Raw genomic sequence first — 23,183 nt, forward strand, 5'->3', positions numbered from 1 at the left:
AGATGAATAATATGATGAAGAGCTTAAACGGAGAGATTCCCGGGGAAGGAGTTCTACCTTATCTTTCTCTGCTGAAAATAAAATTCTCAGAGTGGGAGTTAGCACCTTCTATTAAAGGGTTGCTAAGACATCTAAGGGCCCAATCCCTCCGTCTTTCCGGATAAGTTCAATGCAAATTACTAATAAAGTTTCTTTTTAAATAAATTATATCCAAAATTCTTTCCTTTCCACGCATGATGTAATAATTTTTCAACATTTTAAACATGTCTTTTCCTTAATTCCTCTATTTTTGGATTGAATTACAAACAGCTTTATTTCAGATTAACTCCTGAAATCCAATGCTGTTCAATTTTACATTAAAACCCATCAATTAATTTGAAATTTGCTGCAGTAGACATTGGCTCCAACGCTATCCGTTTTCAGATAACAAGCATCCTGAAACACAATGAAATATTCAATTTTAAAAAACTTGAATATGTTCGTTTTCCGCTTAGACTTGGTCAGGATGTATTTCAGTTTAATAAGATCAGTCCTGAAAAAGCAGAAAAGTTCGTAAAGCTCATGAAAACCTTTAAAATGCTTTTAGAACTATATGAAGTAGATGATTATATCTTCTGCGCTACTTCAGCGATGCGCGAATCCACCAATGGAAAGGAAATTGCAGAACGAGTAAAGAAAGAGGTTGGTATTTCAATTGATATTATTGATGGAGATCAGGAAGCTGATCTCATCAATGCGGTACTTTTCAATGAACTTGATGAAAAAAGTTACATTCATATTGATGTAGGTGGCGGTAGCACAGAGCTGAACATATTTGTAAACAAAAATAAAGTTGCTGCACAATCCTTTAAAATCGGATCTGTAAGAAGACTGAACAAACTTGATGCGCCTGAGGAATGGAATAGAATGGAAAAGTGGGTTAGCGATAATATTTCAAAAGCTGAAAAGCCTGTATATGCTATAGGTACAGGAGGTAATATTGGAAAAATATATGAACTTGCAAACCTCTCAAGATCCAAAGACCTGAAACCTAGCATAAAGATTGACAAGATTGAAGGAGTCCAGAAACAGGTAGCCGCTATGACCTATGAAGACAGAATTCATGTGTTAAATCTTAACCCTGACCGGGCTGACGTTATTGTTCCCGCTTCGGATATATATATATCGGTAATGCGATATGCAGGAGCTAAAGAAATGCTTGTGCCTGAACTAGGTCTGAAAGATGGATTGATTCAAATGTTGTTCAGGAGAAATATGCTCGATGTAAATCAAGTCACCATTATTAATACTAATAAGTTCCCGAAATAATCCGGGAACTTACTTTTCCGCCCTTAACTTTTTTAGTTTATTATATTTTTGAAAGGTAACTTTACCTGTTTCTCTTGCTATGATATAACCGTAATAGCCATCCAGAATACCCAACTTAAGGATGTAGGAATGGAAAAATCTATAAAACGGACTTATGTATAATTTCATAAATCCGGGCTTTTTTCCTTCTTTAAAAAGTCTTTCAGCTGCCAGCGTGCTATACTTATCATTTTTCTGATCATACTGATCAAGTGAATAAATAGTATAATGAAGAATGGCTCCTTTAAGTTTTTTTACACTCGTCCCTTTCTCCATATTCAGCTTTTCATGCACCGGACTATTATCCCATTTGATTTTATCTTTACGGAAAACCCTTACATGTGATTCCGGATTCCAGTGCCCAAACTTCAGCCATTTCCCACAGAAATTAGACTTCCTAGGTATTTCGTAGCAATCAAATTGAGGATGATTCAATTCGCTTTTGATTTCTTCAATTAGCTCTTCGGACAGCTCTTCATCAGCATCCAGAGAAAGTATATAATCATACCGAGCATAACTATTGCCGAGATTCTTTGTAGGACCGTATCCCTCCCAATTTCTTCTCAGAAAATTAACTTTGTATCTTCTGCAGATGTCTTCAGTATTGTCTCTGCTAAAGGAATCCACTACTACAATATCATCAGTAATGCGAGCAAGAGATTTTAAACATCTTTCAATGTTTCTTTCCTCATTGTATGTTATGACGACAGCAGATACAGGTACTTTCATATATTAATGAACAATGCTGAATGCATAAATTGTAAACGAACTTCCTACTAATCCAAGACCTATTAGCAACATAAAAAAAGCTTTTTTACTTTTCTCTGTTGAAGAAATAAGGCTTATTGCACCCATCACAAGAGCTAGCTGAAGAAAGAGTGTGGCAAGATCAAAATAATCTCCTGCCCTTCCGAGCACCTGCAGATGTTCTTCCCATTCTTTTACCCCAATTACCTGACCAAGTTTTCCATTCAGCTCCTGTACCCAGTTTTCCTCTCCTACTGCTTTTGATCCAAGGAGAATTTCCTTTTTCTCTTTTGAATATCTCTCCACCTCTTTTTCTAGTCCTGCAACAACACCTTCAATAGCTGTCCTTTTATCCTCTACAATCACTCCTGACCTAAGCAATGACTTTAATAACTCTCCTTGTCCTTCAGCCAATGATTCTTTAATACTCTTGGACTGATACCACATATAAGCTGAGCTTTTCTCATTCGTCTCAATAATTTCATCATCTCCGTATTTCCCTCCGCCCAGATCTGCAATAGCAAGTATTGCAGCAAATACAGCTAACAACAAGCCACAGTAAGTTTCCAGCCTGTTGCTTTTTCTCTCTGGTTCTTCCATTAAAATTTTATTATTAAAATATTGCGGGTAAAAATAAACAAAGCCCTTCTGAATTAGAAGAGCTTTGCTTTTAAAACGATTTCTTTGGTAACTTTATAAAACTCTTCATGCACATTAAACGGCTCTTCTCCTTCAGTGGCCTGATTAACATAAGTACCGTCGTTTAACAACACATAGCTGTTCACATTATCTTTAAGTGAGTAATCTAGTATACTGATTGTTTGTTGTTTCAATAATGGATCTGCAATCAGAAACAGAGATTCAATTCTTCTTTCAAAACTTCTCACCATCATATCGGCACTACCGCCGTATACTTTTGAATCGCCTGCATTATGGAAATAGTAGATTCTGGAGTGCTCAAGAAAGTTACCTACAATTGATTTAACAAAGATATTTTCACTAACGCCTTCCACACCTGGTCTGAGGCAACACATTCCTCTTACTATCAGTTTTATTGAAACTCCCGCCTGAGATGCAAGATATAGAGCGTCTATCGTTTCATTATCTTGAAGAGAGTTTATTTTTATTACAATTCCACTAGGCAATCCGTTCTTCGCATTTTCAGCCTCCTGATTGATAAGCTCTATAAGCTTCTTCCGCATATTTCCAGGTGCGGTGATCAGATATTTATATTCCGAATGTACAGAATGGCCTGTTATAACATTAAAGAATTCATTGATGTCATGCGCATAAACCTCATTGGTAGTAAGCAGTCCAAGATCTGTATAAAACTTAGCAGTCTCTTCATTATAATTACCGCTGGACATATGCACATATCTTGTTACTTTCTCGTTGTCCTCTTTACGAACAATCATCATCAGCTTGGTGTGCGTCTTATAGTTGCTTACACCATATATTACGAAGCAACCGGCTTTCTGGAGTCTCTGAGCTTCCTTAATATTATTTTCTTCGTCAAATCTGGCTTTGACTTCAAAGAGAACAGAAACGTGTTTACCATTTTCAGCTGCCTTTAATAAAGCATTTGTTATTCTAGACTCCTTAGCCAATCTGTATATTGTGATTTTGATTGAAAGTACATCCGGATCTTCAGCAGCACGTTCTATCAGATCAATAACAGGTCTGACATTATTATAAGGATGATGTAGCAGTACATCATGAAACTTAAGATACTCGAAAAGGTCTTCATCCACTTCTTTGCCAAAGCTTATAGGCTTTACAGGAGCTGCAAGAGTTGGAAGTTTGTCTTTAAATCTTTTATGATTGATAATCTGCCAAAGGCTGGTATAATCAATGAGGTTGTCATTGACAAAAATATTAGATTCATCAATTTCCCAACGTTCCGTTAATAGCTTCATCATCCATTGAGAATATTTTGGCTCTACTTCAACCCTCACAACCCTTGCTGTTCTTCTGGTTTTTAGCTTCCTCTTTATTTCATCAATAAATTGAGCTTCCATATCATCACTTTCTTCAAGTGAAAAATCGCCGTTTCTTGTAATACGGAAGAGGTTTACAGATAATATGTCGACATTTCTGAACAGCTTATGAATTTGCCAGCGAATTATTTCTTCAATAGGAATAAAGATAATTTTCTCGTCCCTTTCAATTTCAAAGAATCGAGGCAGGTTTTGGGGAATCTGAACAAAGGATAATTTTCTCTGGTCGGAAGCACTTTCCTTATTCCTGGTAATGACACCAAAAATCAGGATTTTATTCATTAGAATTGGGAACGAATGGTAATTATCATATACCATCGGAGTAAGCATTGGGAAGACGAGTTTTTTGAAATAAGAAATCACCTTCTCCTTTTCTTCCTCAAAAAGATCTTCGATTCCGGCAATTACAAATCCGTTTTCCGAAAATAATGGCTTAAGTTCTTTTCCATAATATGCAACCTGATCTTTACAAAAGTCCTGAACTTCGTTAAGTAGAGTTTTTCTAAAAGGAATCTCTCTAAGGCCGGAATAATCGACTCTTTCCTTACCGTAATCTATATAATTGTAAAGACTTCCAACCCTGATCATAAAAAATTCATCAAGGTTGGAAGACGTTATTGCAAGAAATTTAAGTCTTTCAAAAATCGTCCGATTAGACTTCTTAGCCTGGTCCAAAACTCTGTAGTTGAATTTCATCCAGCTAAGATCTCTGCTGATGTACTTACTATTGGTAATTACCGGGGTCTGTTGCAGTAACATTGAAATATGTCTTCTATACCTGTTAAGTTTATTTTTTATCGTCTCAACAGTTCGGAACCCTCCCAGGAGCTTTCTTATTTTCACTTTCAATGATTAGAGGTATGCATAATTAAATGCAATTTATAAACCTTCCTTGATATAAAAATAATATATATCCGGAAAAAGTTTAAAATTACCTGAGTACCACCGATATATTTTAGATATCCAGTTTTGCGTATTTAGCGTTTTTCTCAATGAATTCGCGGCGAGGCGCTACTTCATCTCCCATCAGCATTGAAAACAGGTGATCTGCTTCCGCGGCAGACTCGATAGATACTTTCTTTAAACTTCTTTTCTCCGGATCCATAGTTGTTGTCCACAACTGCTCCGGGTTCATCTCTCCGAGACCTTTATATCTCTGTATGTTAACAGAGTCTTCTTTTCCTTCTTTAGCAATTTCCTTTATTGCCATATCGCGTTGATCTTCAGTCCAGCAATATCTTTCCTCTTTTCCTTTTTTAACAAGGTAAAGTGGTGGAAGTGCAATATAGAGATAGCCATTTTCTATCAGCTTCTTCATGTATCTGAAGAAGAAAGTAAGAATCAAAGTCCTGATGTGACTACCATCAATATCAGCATCGGTCATGATGATGATTTTGTGGTATCTCAACTTATCAAGATTCAGGGCTTTATCATCTTCAGGAGTTCCAAAGCTGACACCTAGTGCAGTGATGATATTTTTTATTTCATCATTTTCGTAAATTCTGTGTTCTTGGGCTTTTTCCACATTAAGAATTTTACCTCTTAGTGGCAGGATTGCCTGGAATTTTCTGTCTCTTCCCTGTTTTGCAGATCCTCCCGCAGAGTCACCCTCTACAAGGTAAACTTCGCAAAGTGAAGGATCAGACTCTGAACAGTCTGCAAGTTTACCTGGTAAACCAGTTCCGGAAAGTACGTTCTTTCTCTGAACCATTTCCCTTGCTTTCTTAGCCGCTAACCTGGCCTGAGCAGCAAGAACTACTTTGGCCACTATTGATTTCGCCTCTTTCGGGTGTTCTTCCAGATAAGTAGTAAGCATGTCTCCCACTACCACATCTACAGCTCCCATTACATCAGAGTTCCCTAATTTTGTTTTTGTCTGACCTTCAAACTGAGGTTCAGCCACTTTCACTGAAACAATTGCTGTCAGACCTTCTCTGAAGTCATCTCCACTGATTTCAATCTTCAGCTTCTCCAGCATTCCTGATTTTTCAGCATAAGCTTTCAAGGTTCTGGTTAAGGCACGTCTGAAACCGGCAACGTGTGTTCCTCCCTCAATTGTATTGATATTATTGACGTAGGAAAATACATTTTCAGTATAAGAAGTATTATACTGCATTGCAACTTCAACAGGAATCGGTCCTTTATCGCTCTCCATGTATAATGGATCAGGAATAAGTTTCTCTCTTGTTGAATCAAGATACTGAACAAACTCTCTCAGACCACCTTGCGAATAAAAAGTTTCCGTAATAGAAGTCCCGTCTTCTCCCTTCGTTCTTGTATCTGTAAGGTTAATTGTAATTCCTTTATTAAGGAATGCCAATTCTCTTAAACGGGTTGCAACGGTTTCGTATTTATATTCTTTTGTTGTAAATATCGTATCATCAGGCATGAAATGAACAGTGGTTCCTGTTTTTTCACTTTCTCCTATGATTTTTACAGCATATTGAGGGACACCCTTTGAATATTCCTGCTGGAAAATTTTTCCCTCTCTGTGAACAGTCACTTTTAAATGGATAGATAATGCATTTACGCAGGAAACCCCCACACCGTGAAGACCTCCGGATACTTTGTAGGTATCCTTATCAAATTTTCCTCCTGCATGAAGTACCGTCATAACGACTTCAAGTGCAGATCTGTTTTCCTTAGTGTGAATTCCTGTTGGAATACCACGACCGTTATCAGAAACAGTTATTGAATTATCCTCATTTATAGTGACATTTATCGTATCACAATAGCCTGCCAGGGCTTCGTCAATGGAGTTATCCACTACTTCCCAGACAAGGTGATGAAGACCTTTAACGCCAATATCTCCGATATACATGGCCGGACGCTTTCTAACAGCTTCCAGGCCTTCCAGAACTTGAATGTTATCCGCTGAGTAATTGCTCACTTTATCAGTAATTTCGCTCATTATAGAAGGGTATTGTAAAGTGTAAATTTACAATTTTTAATTAGATTATTCGCCTTTATAAGGGAGGAATGGATAAATATTTATCAACAGGGCGAAATAAGTTTTCAAAACAACCAACCAACTATCTATCAGATCATTAATATGTCCCTACAGATAACATCACAAGTGTGCACCCCATTACTGGTTCTATATTATTTTTCTGAGCCAACTCAATCAGTTCATCATTCTCGGTACCTGGATTAAATATAATCCTTTTGGGCTTCAGATTGATTATATATTCATAAAGACTGGTCTGATTCTGCGGACCAACATACAAGGTGATGGTGTCTATTTCTTCGATGTCTGGCTTGTCATTCATAATAGTTTTTCCGGCAACCTCACCCTTTTTAATTCCTACAGGAAATATTTCATGACCGAATTTCACCAGCATATGAGCTGCTTTATATGCAAACCTTGATGAATCGGGGGTAGCGCCCAAAATGACAGTTCTTTTATTCATAATATTCAAAAATCAATGATTCTTAGATCCATAAATTGCCGCAAGACTTTCCGCACATTTTTCGCCATCCATGGCAGCAGATACAATACCTCCTGCGTATCCGGCTCCCTCACCACAAGGGAACAATCTTTTGATCTGTATATGTTCCCTTTCCTCCTTTTTTCTCGGGATAGATACCGGTGATGACGTTCTGCTTTCAACACCTACAATCTGAGCTTCATTGGTCAGATATCCTCTCATTTTCTGACCAAAATCCTTGAAACCTTGTCTTAATCTCTGAACAATAAAAGGAGGCAACACATCCCCCATTTCACAGGATTTTAATCCAGGTTGATAAGATGTTTCAATTAAGGAAGAAGATATTTTTTTCTGAACAAAATCCGAGAGTCGCTGGGCAGGGGCTGTTTGAGTCTTTCCTCCCATTACCCAGGCTTGCCTTTCTACTTTTTTCTGAAACTCTAATCCCGCCAATGGGCCAAACTTTTCAAATTCTTTAAACTCTTCTTTTTCAACAGATACGACAATGCCACTATTTGCAAACTTAGAATCCCTTCTGGATGGAGACATGCCGTTCACAACAATCTCTTCCTGAGCAGTAGCTGCTGGAACAATAAATCCTCCAGGACACATACAAAAAGAAAATACCCCTCTTTGAACTCCCTGGAACGGTACCTGACTTACCAGCGCATAACTTGCTGCCGGAAGATAATCTCCTCTAAACTCACAGTGGTATTGAAGGGAATCTATCAAACTTTGCTGATGTTCCACCCGCACTCCTAGTGCAAATGGTTTAGCTTCCACTATGATACCTTTATCATGAAGAAGATAAAAAATATCTCTGGCAGAATGCCCTGTAGCAAGTATCACTCCGATTCCTGGTATACGTTCTCCGCTGCTTAATACAACACCTTTTACCTCCTCACCTTCCAGAACAAAATCTGTTACCTTTGAATCAAACCTTACTTCGCCTCCTGCTTCAATGACTGTATTTCTGAGTTCCTGAACAACCATTGGCAACTTATTAGTCCCAATGTGAGGATGCGCATCGATAAGAATTTCTTCTGTAGCACCATGGGCTACGAGAATTTCCAGGATTCGTCTTATATCACCACGTTTTCCCGATCGGGTGTAAAGTTTACCGTCAGAATAGGTACCTGCACCTCCTTCTCCAAAGCAATAATTAGATTCAGGATTAACAATGTGATCTTTATTTATAGCTGCGAGGTCACGTCTTCTGGTGCGGACATCCTTGCCTCTTTCTAGCACAATAGGTTTAATACCAAGCTCTATAAGTCTGATAGCAGCAAAAAGTCCGGCAGGACCAGCTCCAACCACAATAGCCTGAGGCTTTTTTGTCAGATCAGGAAACTCTTTCTTCCAGATGATCCGGGAACCAGGGGCTTCATCTACAAAAATTTCCGTCTGAAAATTAATCTTAACCTGTCTACTCCTGGCATCTATGGAGCGACGCAGATGCCTGAAAAGCACATTTTCCCCGGAAGAGATACCGGCCTTTTTTAAAATTTCCTGATGCAGCAAATCAGGATTTTCTGCCACCTGCACAGGCACAGTTAATTCAACTATTTGTCTCATTCTGTAAGGTTTTTATCCTTAAAAGCCAGGGAGTCCCCTGATTATAACTCATTAAACTTTAAGCTTTCAACTTAAAACTTATTACTTACCACTTATTACTTCTTAAGGCTGTAGCCAATATTTACACCAAAGCGAAACGGAATAGTAACTCCTCTGCCCTTAACACTAAGAAAATCTTTTTCATAATTATCAACAGAAGGATTCCAATTTCTGGAAATAAGCCTGTAACCTATTCCTATCCCTGCAAAAACATCTACAGTCCAGCCCTTTTTTCTCGCATCTTTAGACAATCTATCTCCAACAAGAATTGAATATTCCATGATACTCTGGGAGAGTGTTACCCCCTTTGAATGATTTGTTCCTGGAATTCCTGTTTTATTGACAGTGTTATCTATTTTACTATATCTTATTTCATGACCAAAATACAACATACCATTATCATTGTCTCTCTGATAAAACTTTTGCCTTAAATAGAAGGCATTTCCCCTTTTATAAAGTACATTATATTCATGCGAACTTTTGAAAAAAGGGTCCCTGATGAGGACATAACCTAATTCATATCCCAGCCTCTCCTGAAAATAGTATTCTACAGAAAAAGGAATAGCGCTGGACTGACTACCAATGATTAATTTTTTAGCGACTCCTAATGGTCCAAAAGCTATAATGAATCCCTGATATTCATTTACTTTTGGTGTAAAATAGCGTGATCTCTTTCTTGGAATCTTTAATCTCGGCTTATTGGAAGGCGAAACAGTATCTCCTTTAATTTTATCCAAACTATCCTTTATTTCTCTAAAAACCGGAAGATCATTTTCGTAATAAGTTCTGTAATAACCAGCAAGATGGCCATTTTCATTATATAAAGTCCATATTCCCACTTTATTACCGTCCACAATACGACCTTCCATTTTTTTATTTCCGGATTCGTAATATCCTGTATAATTTCCTTCCCCCTGATTAAAATAACAACTTCCCTCTAGCTTGCCATTTTCATAATAATATTTCCATGGCCCCTCACTTTTGTCATTTTTTACCTGACCTTCAATTTTCAGCTTTCCATTTTCATAGTACTCTTTGTAAGGACCTTCTCCCCTCACAAAATTCCCTTCCCCTTTAAAGTTTCCGTTATTGTAATACAATTTCCAGTAACCATCCTTCTTACCTTCCTTTTGATCCCCTACAGAACTTAAAGCTCCATTTTCATAAAAATACTTCCAATTCCCTTCTGGTATTCCTTTTTCAAAGATCCCCTCACTTGAAACAGTTCCGTTTTTGTGATAAAACTTCCACATCCCCTCTTTCTGGCCGTTCTTCTCATATCCTTCAGATTTTAAAGAGCCATCTTCAAAGTAATATTTCCACAGGCCATTGCTTTTACCATTTGCAATTTCCCCCTTACTCTTAATGGTTCCATCAGGATAAAACTCCATAAACTTCCCTTTATCATCCTGAAAATAAGCTGTTCCCTTACTTTTTGAATCCTCATAATAATACTTCCAGGGACCATTTTTCAAATTTTTCCTGTAAAGCCCTTCTGATTTTATATTTCCATTTTCGTAGTAAAACTTCCACTGCCCCTCACGCTGATCTTTAATTACTTCACCTTCCATGTTAATGCCTCCATTTTCATAGTAATAGGTCCAGTAACCTTGATTAATATTATCTTTTAGCTCTCCTTTCATTTTAGGATTACCATTCTCATAAAAATATTCCCATGTTCCATTGGCTTTGCCCTGAGTATAATGACCTCTTGATTTTACTCTTCCATTCTGATAGTAAGAGACATAAAGGCTATCGAGAACAGTAGTATTTGAAGATTTCACAAAATAATCTTCTTTCAAAAGTGTTTTTTTCTGGTCATACCAGGTTTGTACCTGAATATGTTGACCATGTAGGTGAGAGAGAAAAAAAATAAACGTTAAGAAAAATAGAATATAATATTTCACAAACTACTTTTTTAAGCTTAAACGCAAAAGTAAGCCTGAATTACATGTTATAATTCAGGCTTTCAATGATTTTTACATCAGGTGTGCAAATACTTCTGATTCCACCCAGCTTTTTCCCCAATCCTGCAATTCCTGCTCAGACCACAGAGATGGGAAGAATATCTGTTTTTGAAATCTTGGAGGTAAATACTTCTGCCAATTGGTTCCGCCTGTAGACGGCACAATTTGCTTAGATCTTATCAAATAACTAACTGCATATTTGTAGTGTGCCAAAGGCCAGTTGATATTTGCATAAGTATCATATTTCCTCATCTCTGATATTAACCTTTCATCTTCCTGGGCTTCAAAAGGTAACCGCTTGAAGATGGACCAAAGGTTTGTAGAAACACAATCATTGGCAAACCTGATCAAAACTTCACTGTATTTTTCTTCGAATTGCTTTAGGGTAAGAGTCTTTCTGCCTGTAGCTACGTCTATAGCTCCTTTTTTCCAATAGATCTTTTCAAACATCTGATCTATGGTAGAATAATCATGAAAATCATCTCTGTGATCTTTGCTCACCAGGTTGATAAAATCTGTAGATGCAATTTCTGTCATTCTGTATTGGACAGACTGGAAACCACTTGCCGGATGTAAAGCAGTTCTGAATTTCAGAAACTGTTCCTGCTCCATTCCAATCGAAATAATATCAAACGATTGTATCTGCTGTCCGAAAAACCAATTGACCCTGTTTAACCGATGAAAAAAAGATTCCTTATCAATAATTTCCTGTTTTCTGATATTATTGATCTCATGCAGAATCATTTTAAAATACAGCTCAGTGATCTGATGATAAATGATAAACATCAGCTCATCTGAATAATCTGTCTTGGGCACCTGAAGATTCAATAACGCGTCAAGATGAATGTAATCCCAGTAATTGAGGTATTTAGAATTAAGGAGGCCTTCCAGGTGTACTGTCAGATCCTGCCCTTCTTTGGCATATTTATCTTCCAGGAGCTTTAAAAGTTCTTGTATTTTGGTTTCTTTTTCAGGATTCTGCATCTTAGGAACATTAAATGCGTTAGTAGGTTGTAAATTTGATCATTTAATTTTTTTAAAACAATAACTTCTCATGGCAAGAACAGATTTTCATGCGCCTGACTATTATCAAATAGATGATCTTTTGACTGACGAGCAGAAGCTTGTGAGAGGAGCGATCAGGGACTTTGTAAACAGGGAAATTATACCCATCATTGAAGATTGTGCTCAGAAAGCGTATTTTCCTGAATCAATTGTTAAAAAATTCGGAGAAGTGGGAGCTTTTGGTCCTACAATACCTCAGGAATATGGTGGTGGCGGGCTTGATTATATTTCTTACGGATTAATGATGCAGGAGATCGAAAGAGGTGATTCCGGAATGCGCAGTACTGCTTCTGTTCAAGGCTCATTAGTAATGTTTCCGATCTTCAAGTACGGTTCTGAAGAACAAAAGAAAAAGTTTCTTCCCAAACTCGCATCAGGTGAATTTCTCGGATGCTTTGGACTCACAGAACCAGACCATGGCTCTAATCCTTCTGCAATGGTTACAAACTTCAAAGATATGGGAGATCACTATCTTCTGAATGGCGCCAAAATGTGGATTACTAATTCACCTAAAGCTGACATTGCAGTTGTTTGGGCTAAGAACCAGGAAGGCCGCATTAAAGGTCTTATTGTTGAAAGAGGAATGGAAGGTTTTACCACTCCTGAAACACACCATAAATGGTCTTTGAGAGCAAGTATTACCGGAGAACTTGTTTTCGATAATGTAAAAGTACCTAAAGAAAACCTACTCCCTCATGCTGACGGACTTAGCGGACCTCTCAGATGTCTGGACTCCGCAAGATATGGTATTGCCTGGGGAGCAATCGGCGCAGCAATGGATTGCTATGAGACTGCAAGAAAGTATTCCATTGAAAGACATCAATTTGGTAAACCTATTGCAGGCTTTCAGCTGACTCAAAGGAAACTGGCCGAAATGATTACAGAGATCACGAAGGCACAGTTGCTTGCATGGAGACTAGGCACATTGAAAAATGAAGGTAAAGCTACAACTCCACAGATCAGTATGGCTAAAAGGAATAATGTTCATATGGCTATTACCATTGCACGCGAGGCGAGACAAATCCTTGGTGGTATGGGGATTACAGGCGAATTCCCGATTATGCGCCATATGATGAACCTTGAATCTGTTATCACTTATGAAGGAACACATGATATCCATCAGCTTATAACAGGTAGTGACATTACAGGTATTTCTGCTTTTAAATAAGATATGAGAACTATCGTCATTATACTGCTACTACTGGTAATACTGGTAGTGGCAGTTCTGCTTTTTAATACTTTCACTTTAAAAAGCATGCAACCAAAAAACATACAGCAGGCCAGACTATATTCTGACACATCTGCTTTGACCAGATTAAGTAAAGGGTTGCAGATTCAAACAGTTTCACATGAGAGTGGGAAGACCGATACTTCTATGTTCCTGGAGTTTCATCAATTTCTCGAACAGAAATTTCCTTTAGTACATAGTAAGCTAAAGAAAGAAAATCATGGCCTTAGTCTTCTCTTTCAGTGGGAAGGCAAAGAAAAACAACTTGCTCCTATCCTTCTGATGGCTCATCAGGATGTTGTACCCCCTGCAGGAGAATGGGAGAAAGAACCTTTCTCTGGGGATTTACATAACGGATATATCTATGGAAGGGGAACACTGGACGATAAAGGCGCTTTACTTGCAATCCTTGAATCTGTTGAATCTCTTCTGAAAGAAAATTATCAGCCTAAAAGGTCTATCTATTTTGCCTTCGGCCATGATGAAGAACTGGGTGGTGATAATGGAAACAGGAAGATGGCTGAAATTCTTAAAAGTCGCGGGATCACTTTTGATTATGTATTGGATGAAGGAGGAACCATCATTCATGGCATCATGCCAGGTGTAAAAGCTCCTGTAGCAGTGATCGGCATTGCAGAAAAAGGTTATTTAAGTATTGAACTCTCTATTGAAACAGACGGAGGACATAGCTCTATGCCTCCTCCCAAAACCTCTGTAGGACTATTAAGTGAAGCAATAGCAGAGCTTCAGAAACATCCTTTTCCTGCAAAAATTGCCGGTGCAACAGAAAAGCTTTTTAAGTTCACAGCCCCTGAAATGGAGTTTCCAATGAAGATTGTTTTTGCCAACTATAAACTATTGAAGCCGGTTATAACAAGTCAGATGGAAAAAACTGAAAGTACCAATGCTTCTGTAAGAACCACTATGGCTCCTACTATCTTTGATGCAGGAACAAAGGAAAATGTTCTTCCCATGAAAGCAAGAGCAGTGGTAAACCTAAGAACACTTCCGGGAGATACACTTCAGTATATACTGGATTACATTACCAAAACTATTAATAATCCAGCTATAAAACTTAAAGTACTTCCTGATCAGATTGAAGCTTCAGAGGTGTCAGATACGGATAATGAAGCCTTCAAACTCATTAGTCAATCAGTTTCTGAAGTCTTTCCACAGGCTGTGGTTTCACCGTATCTAATGCTGGCAACAACAGACTCCAAGCATTACAGGAGTATCAGTAAAAATATATACAGGTTTAATCCATGGGACCTTCAGAAAGATGATTTGAAAAGAATCCACGGGAACAATGAAAGAATAAGTACTAAAAATTATATGGAAGCTATTACCTTTTACAGGTTGATACTGGAAAGGAATTAAGAATAGTAAATAAAAAGGGAACGATCAAAATTGAATTGTTCCCTTTTTATTTAATTTAAATGTGTTATCGATTGTATCAAATCCCTATCAAACTTCCTCTACTCCTTGCCCACCTTAGCCTTTATCGTCAAAGTCTGATTTGAGCCCTGAGGATCATTGCTATAGATCGTTACAGTTTTAGTCTCCATACCCTCTCTTCCTGCTGAGTTGAAGGTGACTTTGATCTTGCTTTTTTCTCCTGGCTTTAAAAGCGTTTTCTCCGGTGTTCCGGCAGTGCATCCACAACTTGCTTTTACTTTGCGGATGATAAGATCTTGCTTACCGGTATTGGTAAATTCAAATTCTGTTTCTGAAGTAGTTCCTTCTTTTACAGAACCAAAATCATGGACTGTTTTATCAAATGATAACCGAGGTGCCAGGGCCAATTGCTCTGGATTCATAGGAGGGAAATACTCATTAATTGTTGCCACTACATTGATATTTCTCTTTCCACCTTTCTTATCATTAGAAACAAGAATGAAATTGTCATGTACATAACCGAAATCATTTTTCGCTTTAGCATCATAAGTAATTTTAATAATACCTTTTTGCTTTGGCTGAAGTGTAGCAGGCTCCACAACTACTTTCATGTGTTTGGGTACCGACTGAGCTGGCTGAAAGGTAACAGGAGTAGTTCCATCATTATATATTCCGAATTCCTTTACCACAGGTTCTTTAGTAGTCAAACCTCCCAGATTCATATATCTTGAAGTAACTCTGAGACTTCCAAGTGTATCCGGAAATTCATCTGCCGGGCTTTTAGGTTTAGGAATCACTGTTCCTTTAATGAATACAACATTCGTTGCTGGTTCTGTATTAGCCGTTATTGTTAACGATTTATTGAAAGCACCAGGTCTGTTATTAGGATCAAACTGCGCTTTGACCACACCTGTCTGTCCTGGAAGCACAGGCTCTTTCGTCCAGGCTGGAGTAGTGCACCCGCAAGACGCTCTTACTTCACTGATTACAAGAGGTGCAGATCCCTTGTTGGTAAATTTGAATTCATGAGAAACCGGTCCTTTTTCTTCGTTGATTGAACCAAAATCGAAAGTAGTTTCTTCAAACTGAATTACCCCCGTCTGAGCAAAAAGCTGAAACTTTAGGAAAATTAAAAATGCAACAATAACAGTTATTCGTACCATATAAACTCCTTTATTCTACTGCAAAAATTGAAATGCTAAGTTAATTAATCAAATGAAAACGTATTAATTCTAATTCTTTTGTTTTAGTCTTATGATAAAATTTTAAAGGGCATATTGTTTTAACTTCTCAAAATCTGATGAAAAAATCCCAATTAAAAAGGGACCAATCACTTGATCCCTTTTCATTTTGAGCTTTCTTTTATTCCTGCCCTACCTTCATTCTTATTACCAGTGCCTGATTTGCTCCCCTCGGGTCATTGCTGTATACAGTCACTGTCTTACTTTCTGCCCCTTCCCTTCCTGCTGAGTTATAAGAAACTTTAATTTTTCCTTTTGCACCCGGCTTTATTGCAGTCTTAGGAGGTGTGGTAACTATGCAACTACAGTTGGATTTCACTTTCCTAATGATCAAGTCCTGCTTTCCGGTGTTGGTAAATTCAAATTCTGTAGTTACAATTTTATCAGATTTCACAGATCCAAAATCATGAACAGTCTTGCTAAACTCCAGTCGAGGCGATTGTTCTATCTGAACCTCATCCATTGGAGGGAAGTATTCGTTGATGGTAGCATTTACAGTTATTGCAGTCTTAGTGCCATTTTTATCATCCGAAACAAGCTGGAAATTGTCTGTCACACCTCCAAAATCATTCTTGGCTTTGGCATCATAGGTTATTCTGATAATTCCCTTTTGTTTAGGTTGCAGGATTATTGGTTCAAAGTCAACCTTCATGTGTTTATCCAACCCCTCAACAGGTTTAAAGGTAACCGCAGCATCACCATCATTATAGACCCCAAATTCTTTTGTAACAGGCTCTTTATTAGTTATTCCTCCCAGGCTCATATATCTAGATGCCAATCTTATACTTCCCAGCGAATCCGGAAATTCTTCTGCCAGAGATTTCGGCTTGGGGATTACCATTCCTGTAATATAAAGAACAGTGGTAGCAGGTTCGGTATTGGCTTCAATGGTAAGTGTTTTATGAATGTCACCAGGCCTTCCCAACGGATCAAATTCTGCCTTTATTATAGCTGATTGTCCAGGGGCTACTGCCTCTTTTGGATATGTCGGACTGGTACACCCGCAGGATGGCACTATATTCGTGATTAAAAGCGGAGCTGACCCCTTATTTGTAAATTTAAATTCGTGGGAAACTTTTCCATTTCCCTCATGAATATTTCCAAAATCATATGAAGTTTCTTCAAATTCAAACTTACCACTTTGTGCAAACAGCTGAAACGCTGATAAGGAGAGTAAGAAGGATAATAATGCTATACGTCTCATATTGAACTACTATATTTTTTAATAAAAACGAATCCGTTAATTTACGCAATCAAGTCAAAAACTATGCAATTTTCTATTGTTTCTGAACTTTAATCCTATAATAAAGGGTTCCTATAGAGAAATTTCGCTCCCAATGGAGTTTTTTTCTATTTTTGCCGCATTATGTCAAGAATTTTAACAGGTATTCAAAGTACAGGTAAACCTCATTTAGGTAATCTATTAGGGGCAATATTACCTGCCATCAAACTTTCTGCAAACGAAAAAAACGAATCTTTATTTTTCATTGCAGACCTTCATACGCTTACAAATATTAAAGATCCTGTTCTAAGGAGAGAAAACACCTATGCAGTAGCGGCGGCATGGCTTGCTTTTGGATTCGATACCAATAAAAATATATTCTACCGTCAATCTGATGTTCCTCAGGTATGTGAGCTTGCATGGTATCTGAATTGCTTCACTCCTTATCCAATGCTTGCCAATGCGCATTCATTCAAAGATAAATCGAGCAGACTATCAGATGTAAACGCGGGACTCTTTACATATCCAGTGCTGATGGCTGCTGATATCCTACTTTATGATGCTGAGATTGTCCCGGTAGGAAAAGATCAGCTGCAACATCTTGAAATTACAAGAGATATTGCAACGACCTTTAACAAAACTTATGGCGAGACCTTCGTTCTTCCGCAGTCCAAAACGGATGAGCAAGTCATGATCGTGCCAGGAACAGACGGAAATAAGATGAGTAAATCGCGTGATAACTATATAGATATCTTTTTACCGGATAAAGAACTTCTGAAGAAAGTAAAAACCATAGTTACAGATAGCAAAGGTCTGGAAGAACCAAAAGATCCTGACACCTGCAATGTGTTTAACATATTTAAGCTCATTGCTTCTGAAGATCATATAAAACAAGTAAGAGGAAAATATGAGGCAGGAGGTTATGGTTACGGTCATGCAAAACAAGAGCTTTTTGACACTATTGTTTCTACCTATGCTAAAGAACGAGAAGACTTTAACAGATTTATGAATGACAAAGGAGAGATTGAAAACAGGTTAAAAATCGGAGCAGAAAAAGCTTCTTCCATAGCACATTCAGTCCTCGAAAGAGTCAGAAAAAAATTAGGCTATAGCCTTTAATAAACATTTACTTTGTCATCCTGAGCCCCGCGAAGGATCTGAGATTCAAAGAAACACAGATCCCTCGTTCCTCGGGATGACAAAATCTAAAAGTTCAGTTTACTTTCATTATTTGTATTGATAAACTTTTAACTTTAAGCTTAAAACTTATTACTTATTACTTTTACCTGCTTCCCAAAGCACCACTTTTTTCTTCCCATCTATGATCAGTTCGAGTCTTGTCGGGTTGGGGATTAGCACAAGTCTTGTATCCTTTCCTGCAAAGTCATCAACATCCACCATTACACCTTCTTTAGGAAGCGCTTCATAGATTTTAGATCCGTCAGCATTTTTACCAACTTCCTTATACTTATTAGCCAAGTAAGCTATTGGCATAAGAACCTCATTATCAGGACACTTTTCATCATGTACATCTTGTAATATTTCTTCAAGGTCATCTCCAAAATTGTCCATAAAGTCATCTTCAAGATCATGAAGCTCTTCTTCTATTTTATCATACTTCTTATCATCATAAGATAAAGTTCCAAGAAGGTTCTTCTTTTCTACAATTGCATTCAGTGCTTTATTGAGTTGTAACGTGTCCATAAGACCTAATTCAGTTTCATTAAAATTAAGGACTGCAAATTATTCAAAAATACATCTCAAAATAAATTTTAATTAAAAAAAGTAAACGTAATCTTTTTAAAATTTAATTTTTACAAAAAATTAAACCAGCCCTTAACTATTTTCGTAAAAAAGAGTTTAATATTCTTGCATTGTTCTTAATTTGAGAGCAGATCTTTTTATAAAACACAATTTTTGAAAAATAATATGGAAGGCACATTAATTGAGTCAACAAAAATCGACAAAGCAACGAAAGACAGGATTAATCAGTGGCTGAATGGCAACTATGATAGTCAGACGAAAGATGAAATCAAAGGTCTTATTAAAAGAGGAAAGGAAGACGAGCTGATCGACAGTTTTTACAAAGATCTCGAATTCGGTACTGGTGGACTCAGAGGTATTATGGGTGTTGGTTCAAACAGAATGAACAAATACACAATCGGGATGGCCACTCAAGGCTTAAGCAATTACCTGAAGAAAAGCTTTCCGGGAGAGCAACTAAAAGTTGCTGTTGCTCACGACAGCAGAAACAACAGCGATTACTTTGCTAAAATCACTGCGGAGGTTTTCTCTGCAAATGGCATTAAAGTTTATTTTTTCAAGGCACTCAGACCTACACCAGAGCTTTCTTTCGCAGTAAGATTACTTGGATGCCATGGAGGTGTGGTGCTTACAGCATCTCACAATCCGAAAGAATATAACGGATATAAAGCTTACTGGAAAGATGGCGCTCAGATGATTGCTCCTCATGACAAGAATACCATCACAGAAGTACAGAACATTAAAGACGTAAGCGATATCAAATTCCAAAGAAATGATGCACTTATTGAAATTATAGGCGAAGAGGTAGACAGTAAATACCTTGATATGATCCATTCTTTGTCTATTTCCAAAGATGCTATCAAGAGGCAAAAGGACCTAAAAATTGTCTTCACTCCTATCCACGGAACAGGTATTGTGCTGGTTCCGGATGTATTGAAAAAATTCGGTTTTACCAACATCAATGTTGTTGAAGAGCAATCTAAGCCGGATGGCAATTTCCCTACTGTTGTTTATCCTAATCCTGAAGAACCGGATGCCCTTTCACTTGCATTAAAAAAGGCAAAAGAGATTGATGCTGATATTCTAATGGGCACGGACCCTGATTCTGACCGTGTAGGTATTGCGGTAAAAAACCACAAAGGTGAATTCCAATTACTTAATGGTAATCAGACAGGAAGCTTACTTTTGAATTATCTCATCAATGCCTGGAAAGATGCAGGAAAGATAAAAGGAAAAGAGTTTATAGTTAAGACAATCGTTACCACCTATCTGATAGATAAAATTGCTGCTGATAATGGAGTTAAATGCTATAATACACTTACCGGATTTAAATATATAGCAGCACTGATCGGAGAACTTGAAGGTAAAGAATTGTTTATTGGAGGAGGAGAGGAAAGCTATGGCTACCTTGTTGGAGATCAGGTTAGAGATAAAGATGCTATCTCATCTTGTGCATTTATTGCTGAAATGGCGGCTTATGCCAAAGACAAGGGGGTTAGCTTATTTGACATGATGCGTGACATGTATGTGAAATATGGTTTCTATAAAGAAAAACTTATCTCACTTACCAAAAAAGGAAAATCAGGAGCTGAAGAGATACAGCAAATGATGAAAGACCTTAGAAACAACCCTCCTAAAGTCGTTGCAGGTTCTGCCTTGATTCAGCTGAAAGATTACCAGGCACAAACCATCAAAGATCTTAAAACAGGCAAGGAAACCCCTACCAATCTGCCGAAAGAAAATGTTCTTCAATTCTTGACAGAGGATGGAACACTTGTTTCTGCAAGACCTTCAGGCACAGAACCAAAAATTAAGTTCTACATTAGTGTAAATACACCTTTGAGTAAAAAAGAAGATTACGACAAAGTAAACATTGAACTTGACAAGAAGATTGAAAACGTTATCAATGATATGAATCTTAAATAACGTTGGTTTTTAAACCACAAAATATAAAGGCCAGAACATTTCGTTTCGGCCTTTTTTGTTTTATACATGAATCTACTCCTTTACTTTAATCTTTTTATCTTTTTGCAAACTTCCCCTCCCATCATTACATCTGCAATACACAACAAATCAACAAATTATACTTAACAAATTTTCATTCAATAACATTCCATTTTTAGGGACAGTTAAACTTACACAGACTTAAAGATGGAGAAGTGCATGAAAAAGGTCGTCTATTATTTTATTTTATTAGTTTCGCTTGGACTCCTGGAAAGCTGCAAAAACACGGAGAAAAAAAAATTTGAAGGAGCAACAGTAGAAGTAAAACCTGGACTACTGGAAGTTCATGGTGATAGTATAAGATTCAATGCCCAGGTAATCATTCCCGAAAACTCTGGACTGGAGTTCAAATCTGAATATTATATTGTACCAGAAATCGCTGGTTATCATTTAGATACCATTGCAGTAGACGGTGTAAAATGTGAAGTGGATGTACCCACTGATGCCGATTGTACCTTTATTTTTTCAGCACCATTCCATCCTGATATGATGGGTAAATACATGAGTGCAAGACAATACTATTTCGATAAAAATGCTGATGAGTATGAATTTAAGACATTAGAGAACCTGGCATACTGTTGTCTGAAAAGTGGAGAACTGCTAAGTTCTGACGGATATTTTCTTCCTTTGAAATCGGAAAAAAAAGAAGCACTTAAACTTATAGCTCAATTTAACTTTCCAAAAAACATCTATGATTTGAATGCTCAGTCAATGGAAAAATCCGATTATTCAACATTCAGGAGCTTTATTTCTGATCAGCAGGATATTTCTTCTATTGAAATAAAAGGTTTTGCATCTCCTGAAGGCAAGTTGGAAAGGAATGAACTCCTTGCAAAAGAAAGAGCTATCAAACTTGAACAACTTGTCAAAGATGAAATTAAAGCAACTTCCCCTTCACTTTATGAAAAAATAAAAAATAAGATCAAGGTCAGCATTGTAGCAGAAGATTGGGAAGGACTCCAGCAAAGTATTAAACATTCAGATTTTAGCATCGATCAGAAAAGAGAAATTATAGATATAGCAGGATCTGACCTTGATTCAGATCTTAAGGAAGAAGAAATCTTAAAGATTGCAGGAGGAATGGATAAGCTGGTACCTTACCTGGCTCCTTTAAGAAGGACCAATATTATCGTATCTGGTTCACACCTTACAGCTGAAGACACGATTGCAGAAGCGAGTCAGACAACTGCAGAGATGCCTGTGAACCAAGTATTCAAAGAGGGTGAATGGATAGATCAGGAAGCGGGCAATTTTAACCATAAGGGTAAAAAGACAATGTTTCTTGCCTTCTACAAAATACCCCAACCGGATACATTTGCCCTGGATAATTCATTAAATATAAATTCCCCAGAAGGAAAAGCCAAGGCAGAAAACACCAGAGAGCATTACCTTGCTGAATTGGAGAAAAATCCTCACAATCATTGCATGTTAAACAATCTGGGTCTTATTTATATGAAGGAGGGCAACTACGAAGAAGCGATCAAATACCTGAAATTGTCACTTCAAGAGAAAAAAAGTCCGGAAGCTCATTATAATCTGGGGCTTGCATATGCTAAATTAAGTGAATATGAAAAAGCTTTAGCTGAATTTAAACTTGCTGAAGAAAAATTACCTGAAGTAAAATATAACAAGGGGGTCGTATCATTGCTTTTAAAGGACTACCCCCAAGCAGAAAAAGATCTGAACAGCTACACCAATACCAATCCGGATGACCCAAATGGTTTTTATGCATTAGCTGTAGTTGGAGCGAGGACCAATAATGAAGAAATGGTGACAGAAAATCTACAAAGGGCATGTGAGGACAATCCAGCCTACTGCGAGAAAGCTAAAACAGATCTGGAATTCAAAGACTTTATTAACATAGCACAATTTAAAACTGCGACAGCAGGGAAAAAGAAAGAAAGATTTTAAAATACTGATTTACAATCACTAAGAAAAAAGGAAGGTTTTCCCCTTCCTTTTTGTTTTCACATTGAACGAATCTGGAAACTTTGCTTTGCAACAAAACAATGATGCAGAAATAATTTATCATAAGGAGAAAATAGATTTTTAGCCCTTATTTATAATTTAGATTTGACTGCAAGAATTAAAATAAAAGCTTTTTTAAATTCCATTATTGGTAAAAATTAAAGAAATTAGTGCCTTAAAAATTTTCTGGGGAAAC

Annotated in this window: 17 protein-coding genes and 1 riboswitch; of the genes, 6 read left to right on the forward strand and 11 right to left on the reverse strand. The window is 37.3% G+C overall.

Going from position 1 to position 23,183, the window contains the following annotated elements:
• Positions 1–55: 55 nt before the first annotated feature.
• Positions 56–167, reverse strand: a riboswitch (SAM riboswitch).
• A gap of 208 nt (positions 168–375) precedes the next feature.
• Positions 376–1,308, forward strand: a complete 933-nt coding sequence (locus tag MYP_RS10800; protein WP_045462933.1) for a Ppx/GppA phosphatase family protein — start codon at positions 376–378, stop codon at positions 1,306–1,308.
• Positions 1,309–1,317: 9 nt separating this feature from the next.
• Here MYP_RS10800 and MYP_RS10805 read toward each other — a convergent pair whose 3' ends face one another.
• The 8 genes from MYP_RS10805 to MYP_RS10840 form a co-directional block, all read right to left on the reverse strand.
• Positions 1,318–2,076 (reverse strand): glycosyltransferase family 2 protein, encoded by a 759-nt coding sequence (locus MYP_RS10805; RefSeq protein ID WP_045462935.1) that lies wholly within the window; start codon positions 2,074–2,076, stop codon positions 1,318–1,320.
• A 3-nt stretch (positions 2,077–2,079) separates the two neighbouring features.
• On the reverse strand, positions 2,080–2,694 hold the full coding sequence (locus MYP_RS10810) for a DUF4337 domain-containing protein (RefSeq protein ID WP_045462937.1): 615 nt from the start codon (positions 2,692–2,694) through the stop codon (positions 2,080–2,082).
• 53 nt (positions 2,695–2,747) lie between these two features.
• Entirely contained in the window at positions 2,748–4,850 is a 2,103-nt protein-coding gene (gene ppk1 / locus MYP_RS10815; protein ID WP_045463832.1) for a polyphosphate kinase 1, read from the reverse strand.
• Between the two features lie 196 nt (positions 4,851–5,046).
• On the reverse strand, positions 5,047–7,002 hold the full coding sequence (gene gyrB / locus MYP_RS10820) for a DNA topoisomerase (ATP-hydrolyzing) subunit B (protein ID WP_045462940.1): 1,956 nt from the start codon (positions 7,000–7,002) through the stop codon (positions 5,047–5,049).
• Positions 7,003–7,138: 136 nt separating this feature from the next.
• On the reverse strand, positions 7,139–7,501 hold the full coding sequence (locus MYP_RS10825; protein WP_045462943.1) for a CoA-binding protein: 363 nt from the start codon (positions 7,499–7,501) through the stop codon (positions 7,139–7,141).
• A 12-nt stretch (positions 7,502–7,513) separates the two neighbouring features.
• Complete coding sequence (locus MYP_RS10830) at positions 7,514–9,094, reverse strand: NAD(P)/FAD-dependent oxidoreductase (RefSeq protein WP_045462946.1); 1,581 nt, start codon at positions 9,092–9,094, stop codon at positions 7,514–7,516.
• Positions 9,095–9,189: 95 nt separating this feature from the next.
• Complete coding sequence (locus tag MYP_RS10835; RefSeq protein WP_052430099.1) at positions 9,190–11,040, reverse strand: toxin-antitoxin system YwqK family antitoxin; 1,851 nt, start codon at positions 11,038–11,040, stop codon at positions 9,190–9,192.
• A 72-nt stretch (positions 11,041–11,112) separates the two neighbouring features.
• On the reverse strand, positions 11,113–12,084 hold the full coding sequence (locus MYP_RS10840) for a tryptophan 2,3-dioxygenase family protein (protein WP_045462949.1): 972 nt from the start codon (positions 12,082–12,084) through the stop codon (positions 11,113–11,115).
• A gap of 70 nt (positions 12,085–12,154) precedes the next feature.
• Here MYP_RS10840 and MYP_RS10845 point away from each other — a divergent pair, with 70 nt between their 5' ends.
• Positions 12,155–13,333 carry an acyl-CoA dehydrogenase family protein gene (locus MYP_RS10845; RefSeq protein ID WP_045462952.1) on the forward strand — a complete coding sequence of 393 codons (1,179 nt, stop codon included), beginning with the start codon at positions 12,155–12,157 and terminating at the stop codon, positions 13,331–13,333.
• 3 nt (positions 13,334–13,336) lie between these two features.
• Positions 13,337–14,770, forward strand: coding sequence for a M20 family peptidase (locus MYP_RS10850; protein ID WP_045462955.1), 1,434 nt, complete (start codon positions 13,337–13,339; stop codon positions 14,768–14,770).
• 98 nt (positions 14,771–14,868) lie between these two features.
• Here MYP_RS10850 and MYP_RS10855 read toward each other — a convergent pair whose 3' ends face one another.
• Complete coding sequence (locus MYP_RS10855; protein WP_052430101.1) at positions 14,869–15,951, reverse strand: DUF1573 domain-containing protein; 1,083 nt, start codon at positions 15,949–15,951, stop codon at positions 14,869–14,871.
• 199 nt (positions 15,952–16,150) lie between these two features.
• The gene (locus MYP_RS10860; protein ID WP_045462958.1) at positions 16,151–17,233 is read right to left on the reverse strand and encodes a DUF1573 domain-containing protein; all 1,083 of its coding nucleotides are present in this window, start codon (positions 17,231–17,233) and stop codon (positions 16,151–16,153) included.
• Positions 17,234–17,395: 162 nt separating this feature from the next.
• Between MYP_RS10860 and trpS the strand changes: the two genes are divergently transcribed.
• Positions 17,396–18,370 (forward strand): tryptophan--tRNA ligase, encoded by a 975-nt coding sequence (gene trpS / locus MYP_RS10865; protein WP_045462961.1) that lies wholly within the window; start codon positions 17,396–17,398, stop codon positions 18,368–18,370.
• A 150-nt stretch (positions 18,371–18,520) separates the two neighbouring features.
• Here the strand turns inward: trpS and MYP_RS10870 are convergent, their stop codons facing one another.
• A complete protein-coding gene (locus MYP_RS10870) occupies positions 18,521–18,955 on the reverse strand; it encodes a hypothetical protein (RefSeq protein WP_045462964.1) in 435 nt (144 codons plus the stop codon).
• Between the two features lie 225 nt (positions 18,956–19,180).
• Here MYP_RS10870 and MYP_RS10875 point away from each other — a divergent pair, with 225 nt between their 5' ends.
• Together MYP_RS10875 and MYP_RS10880 are read left to right on the forward strand one after the other, a co-directional pair.
• Positions 19,181–20,941: a phospho-sugar mutase gene (locus MYP_RS10875; RefSeq protein WP_045462967.1), complete on the forward strand. Its 1,761-nt coding sequence runs from the start codon at positions 19,181–19,183 to the stop codon at positions 20,939–20,941.
• 237 nt (positions 20,942–21,178) lie between these two features.
• Positions 21,179–22,930: a tetratricopeptide repeat protein gene (locus MYP_RS10880; protein WP_197060059.1), complete on the forward strand. Its 1,752-nt coding sequence runs from the start codon at positions 21,179–21,181 to the stop codon at positions 22,928–22,930.
• The last annotated feature ends 253 nt before the right edge of the window (positions 22,931–23,183 follow it).

Source organism: Sporocytophaga myxococcoides, assembly GCF_000775915.1.
In the GTDB taxonomy this organism is placed as follows: Bacteria; Bacteroidota; Bacteroidia; order Cytophagales; family Cytophagaceae; genus Sporocytophaga; species Sporocytophaga myxococcoides_A.